The organism is Burkholderiales bacterium (genome assembly GCA_013695435.1).
Lineage (GTDB): Bacteria > Pseudomonadota > Gammaproteobacteria > Burkholderiales > JACMKV01 > JACMKV01.
The window spans coordinates 19157-29323 of record JACDAM010000162.1 but is presented as its reverse complement, the minus strand read 5'-3'; the positions used below and the strand labels follow the sequence as shown (position 1 = coordinate 29323).

The window sequence follows — 10167 nt, the reverse complement described above, 5'->3', positions numbered from 1 at the left end:
GATCGGCGTGGAGCGCATGTTGCGCATGTACGTGACCCAGAACTGTTTTGGTCTTTCCGATGAAGGCATCGAAGACGCGATCTACGACAGCCAGGCCATCCGCCGTTTCGTCGGCATTGATCTGGCCCGCGAGGCCGCGCCGGATGCCACGACCCTGTTCAAGTTCCGTCGTCTGCTGGAAGCGCAGGAGGTGGGCCTTGCTGGACTCGAACCAGCGACCAAGGGATTATGAGTCCCCTGCTCTAACCAACTGAGCTAAAGGCCCGGCGAACAGAAAAAGGCCGGTGCTAGCCGGCCTAGGGCCTGTTTACCCTAATTTACTTCAAGCTGGATCGGAGTGAGTCAGGCTTCGTTGTCGAGAAAACTGCGCAGCCGCTCGGAGCGCGACGGGTGGCGCAGTTTGCGCAAAGCTTTGGCTTCGATCTGGCGAATGCGTTCGCGCGTGACGTCGAATTGCTTACCGACTTCTTCGAGTGTGTGGTCGGTGTTCATCTCGATGCCAAAGCGCATGCGCAGCACCTTGGCTTCGCGCGGTGTCAGGGTGTCGAGCACATCCTTGGTCGCATCGCGCAAACTCGCATAAACGGCCGCGTCGACCGGGGCCATAGTCGAGGCGTCTTCAATGAAATCGCCGAGATGCGAGTCGTCATCGTCGCCGATCGGCGTTTCCATCGAAATCGGCTCTTTCGAAATCTTCAGAATCTTGCGGATTTTTTCCTCCGGCATCTCCATCTTTTCAGCGAGCTCGGCCGGATCGGGCTCGAGGCCGGTTTCTTGCAGTATCTGCCGGGAAATCCGGTTCATCTTGTTGATGGTTTCGATCATGTGCACCGGAATGCGAATGGTGCGCGCCTGGTCGGCGATCGAGCGCGTGATCGCCTGCCGTATCCACCACGTGGCATAGGTCGAAAACTTGTAGCCGCGCCGGTATTCGAATTTGTCGACCGCTTTCATCAGGCCGATATTGCCTTCCTGGATCAGGTCGAGGAACTGGAGGCCGCGATTCGTGTATTTTTTCGCGATCGAGATGACCAGGCGCAAATTCGCTTCCGTCATCTCGCGTTTTGCGCGGCGCGCTTTCGCCTCGCCGGTCGACATCTGGCGATTGATCTCTTTGACATCCTTGATCGGGATGCCCACCCTGGCCTGCAATTCGAGCAGCAATTCCTGCTGCTCGACGATCGCGGGTGCGAAGCGGCCCAACGCTTCGCTGTAATTTTTTCGCGACGCGACTTCGCGCGCGACCCAGCCGAGGTCGCTTTCGTTGCCCGGGAAATTCTTGATGAAATGGGCACGCGGCATGCCGGCGCGGTTTACGCACAAATCCATGATCTCGCGCTCGTGGCCGCGAATCTCGTCGACCAGCCGGCGCAGGCTGTCGCACAGCGCCTCAACCTGTTTGGCCGAGAAACGTATGCCCATCAGCTCGCCGGAAATCTTGCGCTGGATCGCGAGGTAGCTCTTGCTGCGCGGGCCGTTCCTGGCCAGCGATTTCAGCATCCTGTCATACGCCTCGCGAATCACGTCGAAGCGCTCCATGGCGTCGGCTTTCAACTGCATCAGGTTGGCGAGTGCGATCGCAGCATCGTTCTCGGCGTCGTTTTCCTCGGCCTCGAGCTCCTCGGCCATCGTATCTTCGGGCACTTCTTCGGTAATGACGTCGTTCTGGTCCGCATCCATCAGGCCGTCCACGAGTTCGTCGATGCGCATCTCTTCGCGCTCGACACGATCGACGCGATCGAGTATTTCGGCGATTGTCGTCGGACACGCCGAAATTGCCTGGATCATGTGCTTCAGGCCATCTTCGATGCGCTTGGCGATTTCGATTTCGCCCTCGCGAGTCAGCAGTTCGACCGAACCCATTTCGCGCATATACATGCGCACTGGGTCCGTCGTGCGGCCGAACTCCGAATCGACCGTCGAGAGCGCGGCCTCCGCTTCCTCGGCTGCGTCTTCATCAGGCACCGCGGGTGCCGCATCCGACATCAGCAAGGCTTCGGCGTCCGGCGCCTCATCATGGACGGAAATGCCCATGTCATTGATCATGCTGATGATGTTTTCGATCTGCTCGGCATCGAGCATATCGTCAGGCAGGTGATCGTTGACCTCGGCGTACGTCAGATAGCCGCGTTCCTTGCCGAGCACGATCAGATTCTTCAGACGCATGCGCCGGGCTTCGGCATCATCTTGCAGATCGATCTTATCGTTGTCTTTGGCCATGAACCTTTCCGCGAAATTGTTGCATTGCAATAATCTATTATAGCTGATTGATCCGCGCGCCGTGGTTCTTACTCCGCCGGGACTGTCGTCCGTGCGCGGCGTTGCTGTAATCGGCGATAGCGCGCCTTGTCGTCGTCGTTCCAGCCTTCGGTGCGATTTTTCGCATGCAACTGATCGATACCGGCCTCGCGCACGCGCTCCAGAAACTGTGTCCATGCGTCCTGGAATTCCGACTCCAAGCCTGATTGACCCAGCTTTTTTTCCTCCCATGCGAACACGGAAGAGCCGAAATCGGCCAGCCACCGACCTGTTTCTTCGCCTCGAAAATATTCCGCTACCGCGGCAACATTGGGGCGATGCGCATCGCTTTCAAGAAATCCCAACAAATCCCGCAAGACCCGCAGTTCGGTAGAGTCAATATCGGGCAAACAGAGGTTGGCGGCAGAATCGATTTCCTTCGAGTCGGCAAAGCGCGCTAGTTCGCCTTCGAAGAGCAGAAGTTCGATCAGCGTGCGCACCACGGATGGCCGTTTTCGCGGCGAACGTCCCGGCGCGCGAAGCTGAACCGTCGATTTGATCTGATACAGGGCGTCGAGTTCGGCCAGACTGATGCCGCCGAGGCCAGCCAGCCGTTTACGCAGCATCAATCCCAGCATCGGCGCGGAAATTTGGCGCACCAGAGGTTTGGCGTCACGCAACAGCTTCGCCCGGCCTTCCTCGCTTTGCAGCTTGACCTCCGAACTGAGCTCACGCACCAGAAACGAGAGCAACGGCATTGCCGAGGCGAATCCGGCCTCGAATTCGGCCGCGCCGTGCTTGCGAACGAAGCTGTCCGGGTCTTCGCCCTGGGGCAGGAACAGAAAGTCGATTTCCTTGCCATCGATCAATTGCGCCAGGCAGTTTTGCAGCGCGCGCCAGGCCGCGCGCCGACCGGCCTCATCGCCATCGAAACAGAAAACCACGTTGTCGGACTGCTGCAGCAATTTCTGCACGTGCATAGGCGTGGTCGCTGTACCGAGCGTTGCGACCGCGTACTCGATGCCGTGCTGCGCGAGGGCGACAACGTCCATATAACCTTCGACGACCAGCACGCGGCCGGCGGAACGTACCGCCCGCCGCGCCTGAAACAGGCCATAGAGTTCACGGCCTTTCTCGAACAACGGCGTTTCCGGCGAATTCATGTACTTGGGCTGCGCAGCGTCGCCGGCGGTCTCGGGCGAATCGCCGGACGCGCGATCGCGCGGCAGCACGCGGCCGCCAAAGCCGATAATCGCGCCGCGCATGTTCTGGATCGGAAACATGATGCGATCGCGAAAGCGATCGTAGCGCCGGCCGCTATCGCTTTCGATGACGAGACCGGTATCGAGCGCGTCGGCACTGTCGTACTGCAGCACCCCGCTTAGGTTCTGCCAGGAATCCGGCGCATAACCGAGCCCGTAGCGCGCCGCGATCTCACCCGTCAGCCCGCGTTGCTTCAGGTAGGCGACAGCGGTGGGAGATTGCTTCAGCTGCTGCCGATAGTGCTGGGCGGCGCCGAGCATGAGTTCGGGTAATTCCTTGTGCTTGTCTGCAACCCGGTCTTCGTCTACGACGCTTGGCACTGTCATGCCGACGGCGGATGCAAGCTCCGTGACCGCTTCGACGAAGCCGAGGCCCGAGTATTCCATGAGCCAGCCGACCGCGCTGCCATGGGCGCCGCAGCCGAAACAGTAATAGAACTGCTTGGTTTGGCTAACGCTGAAAGAAGGGGTTTTCTCGTTATGGAAAGGGCAGCAAGCATGATGATTCGCGCCCGCCCGCTTAAGCGGCAGATCGCGTTCGATGATGTCGACGATATCTACGCGGCTCAACAGGTCTTGGATAAAGCTTTGGGGAATCATCTAGGGCGCCGCTAAAGAGTGCCGGCGATTGCGAAATTCGCCGGCCAGAAAACACCGGCCAATTTTGATTATAGGATATTTTTTTCCGAGAACCGGCAAAAAAGCGGTCGGCGCGCGCAGAGCTTACATGCCCTGAATCGCTGCGAGCTACTGACCCGCGAGGGTATGAGCTTTAACCCGCCAAGCGCGCTTTTACGATTGCCGCAACCTGGCCCTGATCCGCACGACCCGCAAGTTCTGGCTTCAAAATCGCCATCACCTTGCCCATGTCCTGCATGGTCTTGGCCCCGGTTGCCGCCAGTGCGCCCGATACTTCCGCAGCGATTTCATCGCCGGATAGAGGCTCCGGCATATAGGACATCAAAACACTGCTCTCGAACGCCTCAACGTCGGCCAAATCCCGCCGTCCGGCAGCTTCGAACTGGGCGATCGAATCGCGGCCCTGTTTCAACATCTTCTCGATAACCGCAACGACATCCGCGTCGGAAAGTTCGATTCGTTCGTCGATTTCGCGCTGTTTGATAGCAGCAAGCAGCAGGCGTATGGCGGAGAGACGCGGCGCGTCTTTGGCGCGCATTGCAGCTTTCATCTCTTCCGTAACGCGATGTTTGATCGACATGACTATTGCGTGCCGCGCGCGGCTGAACGGGATTTGCGGATTACTGCTAGTAAAGCTTGGGCGGCAACAACTGGCTGCGCAAACGTTTGTAATGGCGCTTGACTGCGGCGGCCAGCTTGCGCTTACGCTCGGTCGTCGGTTTCTCGTAAAATTCGCGGGCGCGCAATTCCGTCAAGAGACCGGTTTTCTCGATCGATCGCTTGAAGCGGCGCATGGCGACTTCGAACGGTTCGTTTTCTTTGACTCTCACACTCGGCATGCGGGGTTTCCTGGATAAAAGCTTCGTATTCTAGCAAAGCTTGCCCGCAACGCAAAGTCCGACCGCGACACGTTACTGCGAAGCAGCCGGTTGCGGGAGCGACGCCTTCGAACACGGCTCCGCCCCAAGCTGCGCTCTCCGTGATCCGGGTTCGGCCAGGGCGCGCTTCCCGCAAACCAGCGCCTTCGGCGCTAACGTGTCCGCGCGCCGCCTCCCACCAGCCGTACGTCGGCTGTCTATTGAACCCACCGTCATTCTTGCCCAACATAACGCCGGTCACCGCGCCCGAACCCAGCGAAACCCAGCGAAAAACTCTTTGCAAACCTCTTTATATCAAACGCTAGCTATCAATGAAACCGCGTCGCCAGCGGAAATCAAGGCGGCCCTGCGCGCACTTGTCAGGGATTACCATCGCGGTAATTTGCAGGGGGATGCCGAAGAAACGCTGCGCTTCATCAATCAAGCCTGCAGCATCCTGACCAGCGCCGACAAACGCGCCGAATACGATGCGCGTCTCGCCGAATACAATCTGCGCACACGCTCCGCCACCGAGAGTACTACTGGTTCAAGCACTGAGACGCTTTCGCCGCGGGCGCCGACAACGATAGCGCAGCCGAAGGTCGATCTCGCCCCGTTTGCACGGCCCGGCGCCGACGGCGACAAGCCCGGTGCCAAGACGCAGCGCGGCCTTGCAAGACCGCAAACGGCGGACCAGCCACGCTCCACAGCATCGCTCGAGCCCGGTGCCGATAGGCCACTGACAATCAGCCCAACCAGCTGGATGAAACCGGTGGTCGCGAAATTCCAGCGTGTCGCAGAACCTGTCAGCGGCGAAAAGCCATGGCGAAGGCTCACGGCGCGCCTTATCGATTACGGCCTCTGGGGCCTCGTGGCCGACGCATTGTTACGCGTCGCAGCAGACCACGGATTGATTGCGCCCGATGTGCGCTTGTTCCTGACCAGCCCGCTGATCGCGGTGATGGCGATCCCGGCGTCGTGGATGTTGATCGAGATCCTGCTTTTGAATGCTTTTCGCGCTACGCCGGGCAAATGGCTGACCAATGTGCACTTGCGCTTCAGCGCGAGTGATCCGTCCTTGCGCGAAGGCCCGGGCGCACGACCATGGGAAGTCGTCAAACGCTGCTTCCGCGTATGGATGCGCGGGACGGCGTGCGGAATACCGGTGATGAATCTGGTGGCAACGGACAAGGCGCGCCTGTACCTGCTCAGAATGAAAGAAACGTCATGGGATTTCGATGGCGACTGCCTGGTCACTCACGGTGAACTTGGCTTTACCTACGGACCGGCAGCGGGCATCGTCGCCCTGCTGCTGCTGTGGTTGTATGGAATGACCTGGATGAATCCGCTGTTGAGCACGACGCAGCATTTGCAACGGACCGCTCATGAGGTGGGCAGCGTCGTCAGCGTCAATATCGTCGAGCCGCTCATCGAAAAATTTTCCGATCAGGTTGCGCCTCCCCCGGCGCCGGCTGTTATTGCGGACAAGCCGCGAAGCCAGACGAAAGCCGCCTTGACGCAGACCGAACAGTTCGTTCGCGAAGCGCAGCGTCTGAGCGGTAAGCGCGACTGGAAAGGGCTGGTCAAACACTGCCGCGAGTGGACCCTTGCCGAACCCAAATATCCGCAAGGATGGCATTGCCTTGGCATCGGCTATGACCATCTCGCGGACTATCCGCGCGCGGTCGATGCGCTCAGGCAGGCGGCGAAACTAGCGCCCGGCGATGTCGCCATCAAGAACAAGCTTCTGGATAGCTTTCGCGCCCAGTATCGGCGGCCAACCGATGCGTTATCTTCCTCGAAAGCCGCCGGGCAGTAACACACCCTGGGGTGACGCAGCTTAGCCGGAACGATCGAATATCCGTGCCCATGGCAAACAGGGAAGACCCGCGCGACGAGCGCCTGCTCGACGAATTCTGCGATGGTTTGTGGATGGAAGACGGCTTGTCGCGCAACACTCTGCAAAGTTACCGGCGCGACCTCAGGCAGCTCGCAGCATGGCTGAACGCGCGCCATAAAACATTGATTGAGGCCGAGCACAGCGATCTCCTCGCCTATATTGCTTCCCGATTCGACCAGCGCGCCAAGCCGAGCAGTACGCGGCGTCTGCTTTCCAGTTCGAAACGTTTTTTCCAGTTTCTATTGCGCGCCGGCAAAATCGATGTCGACCCAAGCCTGCGCGTGGTAGCGCCCAGGTTACCGCGCTCGCTGCCGAAAAGCCTTACCGAAGCTGATGTCGAGCGGCTGCTGGCCGCCCCTGACTGTGGCGTCGCCCTCGGCCTTCGCGACAGAGCCATGCTCGAGACTCTCTACGCGACCGGCTTGCGCGTCTCCGAGCTGATCGGGTTGACGCATGGCCAGGTAGCGCTCGACATGGGCATCGTCCGCGTGACGGGAAAAGGCGGCAAGGAGCGCCTCGTGCCGCTTGGCGCGGAGGCGCATTCATGGATTCGGCGCTATCTGATCGATGCCCGCCCCGGCTTGTCCAGTGGCAGATTGAATAATGCCTTGTTCGTGACCAATCGCGGCGGGGCGATGACGCGACAGGCATTCTGGTATGCGGTCAAACGGTACGCTCGACTTTCCGGTCTGCATTCGGTTTCGCCGCATACGCTGCGCCACGCGTTTGCCACGCATCTGATCAATCACGGCGCTGACCTGCGCGTTGTCCAATTGCTGCTCGGGCATGCGGACATTTCAACGACGCAGATTTACACCCATGTCGCACGCGAACGGCTGAAGCAACTGCACGCGGAACATCATCCGCGCGGCTGATTTCAGGCTCCAGGCATCCGATTCTAGGTATTCCAGAAACGACTCCAGCTATATTTTCCGGCCGCGTTCGAGTCTGACGCCGACCTTTTTGACGCCGCGTATAATGCCCAGTTTCGCGATAGTCACACGCACCCACGGCGCCTTGAATTCGTCGATGACGAGACTCGCGACATGTTCCGCCATTCCTTCCAGCAACGGGAAATGCCGCTGCCGTAACGATTCTTCGATGCGACGTGTGACGGCGCCGTAATCGATGGTGTCGCCGATTTCGTCACTCGCTGCGAATCGGCCGCCGGGAACGGCGATTTCGAGATCGAGTTGGATAGTTTGCGGGACTGTGCGCTCCCATTCGTAGATGCCGATCAGGGTTTCGAATTTATGTTCGCTGATGAAGATGATGTCCATGCCCAACCTCGTTACGCTTCAGTGATTCGGCCCGATCGACTGTTGATGACGTCGTCATGATGGTGTCCCGCTCCCTTTTCGAAGCTCGCGTCCGGTTGCGGTGCGGCCGATGCGGGCACTCGGGCTCATGATCGCCGCGCTCATCGTGCTCGCCTACCTGATCGGTTCGATTCCATTTGCGGTTCTGGTCAGCCGCGCATTTCGCCTACCCGATCCGCGCACCTACGGTTCGCACAACCCGGGCGCGACCAACGTACTGCGCAGCGGAAAAAAATGGGCAGCGGCCCTGACCCTGCTGGGCGACATGGCAAAGGGATGGCTTGCCGTGTTCCTCGCGCTAAACTACGCGCCGCCCGTTCACGCGGCCTGGGCCGTCGCCGGTGCAGCTCTCGCCGTGTTCCTGGGCCATTTGTTTCCGCTATTTCTGCGCTTCAAAGGCGGCAAAGGCGTAGCCACCCTGGGCGGCATTCTGTTTGCATTATCCGTCTGGCTGGGGCTTGCGGCGATGTTTGCCTGGCTGATCGCAATGTCGCTGTTTCGGGTTTCCGCACTGGCCGCGCTTGCGGCGGCGACGATTGCGCCGATAGTGGCGTTTGGTCTGTTTGGATTCCACGTGTACAGCGTCATTGTGTTGTTTATGTCCGCTCTGCTGGTTTGGCGTCACAAGGCGAACATCGAGCAACTCAGAGCGCGATCGCCTCGCGGCATTTCCAAGGGATAGCAGTTCGGGCAGAGCGTGCCGCTAAACACCGGTTCCCTGAAAACCCGCGACGGCTCCCTGCCGATCCCCGGCGTTTTCCTGTAAATCCCAGCGCGGCTTGACGGCGAACGACAGATTTTCGATCGCGCTCGCGCCCGCTTCCCGCGGCTGCGACGCTCGCAGGGAACCTGCCAGTGCGATCATGGCGCCGTTATCGGTACAGAATTCGAGCGGCGGATAATAGACTTCGCCGGCAATCCGCTCAACCGCTGCCGACAGGCTCGTGCGCAAGCGCTGGTTTGCGCCTACCCCACCGGCGACAACCAGCCGCTTGAGCCCGGTTTGTTCGAGCGCGGCCATCGATTTTGCGACCAGCACCTCCGCGATCGCGACTTCGAAAGAGGCGGCGATATCGGCTAGTAAGCTTGCATCATCGTTGTTGCGTTCATTTCGATTGCGTTCATTTCGGACCAGCGTCGCCGCCGCTGTTTTCAGGCCGCTGAAGCTGAAGTTCAGATCATTGCTGTTCAGCATCGGCCGCGGCAGCTTGAAGCGTTGCGCATTGCCGCTTTCGGCCAGCCTGGCGAGCGCCGGGCCGCCAGGATAACCGAGCCCCAGCAACTGCGCGGTTTTGTCGAACGCTTCTCCGGCCGCATCATCAACCGTGTCACCCAAGAGCGTGTAGTCGCCGATCTCGGCGACTTTCATCAACTGACTATGGCCGCCCGAGACCAGCAGCGCGACGAACGGAAACCTAGGCGCCGGCGACGACAACAGCGGCGACAACAAGTGTCCTTCGAGATGGTGGACGCCGATCGCCGCTATGCCAAGCGCATAGGCAAGACCGCGCGCCACACTGGCCCCGACCAGCAGCGCGCCGGCCAGGCCCGGCCCTTCTGTGTAGGCAATCAAGCCGATGTCATGGAGATCGCACGATGCTTCCCGCAACGAAGCCATGATCAGTGGCAGCACGCGCTGAATATGGTCGCGCGACGCGAGCTCGGGCACCACTCCGCCATATTCGGCGTGCAGCGCCACCTGCGAATACAGCTTGTGCGCCAGCAGGCCGCGGCGGCTGTGGTAGAGCGCGATGCCGGTCTCATCGCAGGAGGTTTCGATGCCGAGCGTCAGCCATTCGGAAAGTCCGCCACCCGGGGTTTTACATGCGCCCGGGATGCTCATAGCTGCGCGCTAAACATTTCAGGGGTCATCGAGCCAACTGCGATCGCAACTCCGGCTTGACTTCTTGAGGCCATCGGCCTGATCACCGGATTCAGCGACGAAGCTTAGC

The 10167-nt window shown here is 59.9% G+C and carries 9 protein-coding genes, 1 tRNA gene and 1 pseudogene; 4 read left to right on the top strand and 7 right to left on the bottom strand.

Translation table 11 applies throughout. The features are described from left to right. Positions 1-16 precede the first annotated feature (16 nt). Positions 17-181: pseudogene (locus tag H0V78_08530) on the top strand (transposase). A gap of 10 nt (positions 182-191) precedes the next feature. Here H0V78_08530 and H0V78_08525 read toward each other — a convergent pair. From H0V78_08525 to H0V78_08505, 5 genes are all read right to left on the bottom strand, one after another. Beyond that, positions 192-265 (bottom strand) — tRNA-Ile (locus tag H0V78_08525). 77 nt (positions 266-342) lie between these two features. Next, the gene (gene rpoD, locus H0V78_08520) at positions 343-2220 is read right to left on the bottom strand and encodes an RNA polymerase sigma factor RpoD (GenBank protein ID MBA2351821.1); all 1878 of its coding nucleotides are present in this window, start codon (positions 2218-2220) and stop codon (positions 343-345) included. Positions 2221-2288: 68 nt separating this feature from the next. Continuing rightward, positions 2289-4100 (bottom strand): DNA primase, encoded by a 1812-nt coding sequence (locus H0V78_08515; protein MBA2351820.1) that lies wholly within the window; start codon positions 4098-4100, stop codon positions 2289-2291. Between the two features lie 172 nt (positions 4101-4272). Continuing rightward, entirely contained in the window at positions 4273-4719 is a 447-nt protein-coding gene (locus H0V78_08510) for a GatB/YqeY domain-containing protein (protein ID MBA2351819.1), read from the bottom strand. A gap of 46 nt (positions 4720-4765) precedes the next feature. Further along, a complete protein-coding gene (locus H0V78_08505) occupies positions 4766-4978 on the bottom strand; it encodes a 30S ribosomal protein S21 (protein MBA2351818.1) in 213 nt (70 codons plus the stop codon). Between the two features lie 316 nt (positions 4979-5294). Here H0V78_08505 and H0V78_08500 point away from each other — a divergent pair, with 316 nt between their 5' ends. Both H0V78_08500 and xerD read left to right on the top strand, forming a co-directional pair. Further along, on the top strand, positions 5295-6815 hold the full coding sequence (locus H0V78_08500; protein MBA2351817.1) for a DnaJ domain-containing protein: 1521 nt from the start codon (positions 5295-5297) through the stop codon (positions 6813-6815). Positions 6816-6865: 50 nt separating this feature from the next. Beyond that, positions 6866-7771 (top strand): site-specific tyrosine recombinase XerD, encoded by a 906-nt coding sequence (gene xerD / locus H0V78_08495; protein MBA2351816.1) that lies wholly within the window; start codon positions 6866-6868, stop codon positions 7769-7771. Between the two features lie 48 nt (positions 7772-7819). Here xerD and H0V78_08490 read toward each other — a convergent pair whose 3' ends face one another. Continuing rightward, positions 7820-8176, bottom strand: a complete 357-nt coding sequence (locus tag H0V78_08490; GenBank protein ID MBA2351815.1) for a dihydroneopterin aldolase — start codon at positions 8174-8176, stop codon at positions 7820-7822. Between the two features lie 127 nt (positions 8177-8303). Between H0V78_08490 and plsY the strand changes: the two genes are divergently transcribed. After that, positions 8304-8897, top strand: coding sequence for a glycerol-3-phosphate 1-O-acyltransferase PlsY (gene plsY / locus H0V78_08485; protein MBA2351814.1), 594 nt, complete (start codon positions 8304-8306; stop codon positions 8895-8897). A gap of 21 nt (positions 8898-8918) precedes the next feature. Here the strand turns inward: plsY and tsaD are convergent, their stop codons facing one another. Further along, positions 8919-10058 (bottom strand): tRNA (adenosine(37)-N6)-threonylcarbamoyltransferase complex transferase subunit TsaD, encoded by a 1140-nt coding sequence (gene tsaD, locus H0V78_08480; GenBank protein ID MBA2351813.1) that lies wholly within the window; start codon positions 10056-10058, stop codon positions 8919-8921. Positions 10059-10167: the final 109 nt, after the last annotated feature.

Excerpts from the sequence above, each read along its gene's own strand:
- H0V78_08510 (MBA2351819.1), bottom strand. The coding sequence starts at position 4,719 with ATGTCGATCAAACATCGCGTTACGGAAGAGATGAAAGCTGCAATGCGC.
- rpoD (MBA2351821.1), bottom strand. The coding sequence starts at position 2,220 with ATGGCCAAAGACAACGATAAGATCGATCTGCAAGATGATGCCGAAGCC.
- H0V78_08515 (MBA2351820.1), bottom strand. The coding sequence starts at position 4,100 with ATGATTCCCCAAAGCTTTATCCAAGACCTGTTGAGCCGCGTAGATATC.
- tsaD (MBA2351813.1), bottom strand. The coding sequence starts at position 10,058 with ATGAGCATCCCGGGCGCATGTAAAACCCCGGGTGGCGGACTTTCCGAA.
- H0V78_08505 (MBA2351818.1), bottom strand. The coding sequence starts at position 4,978 with ATGCCGAGTGTGAGAGTCAAAGAAAACGAACCGTTCGAAGTCGCCATG.
- xerD (MBA2351816.1), top strand. The coding sequence starts at position 6,866 with ATGGCAAACAGGGAAGACCCGCGCGACGAGCGCCTGCTCGACGAATTC.
- plsY (MBA2351814.1), top strand. The coding sequence starts at position 8,304 with ATGATCGCCGCGCTCATCGTGCTCGCCTACCTGATCGGTTCGATTCCA.
- H0V78_08490 (MBA2351815.1), bottom strand. The coding sequence starts at position 8,176 with ATGGACATCATCTTCATCAGCGAACATAAATTCGAAACCCTGATCGGC.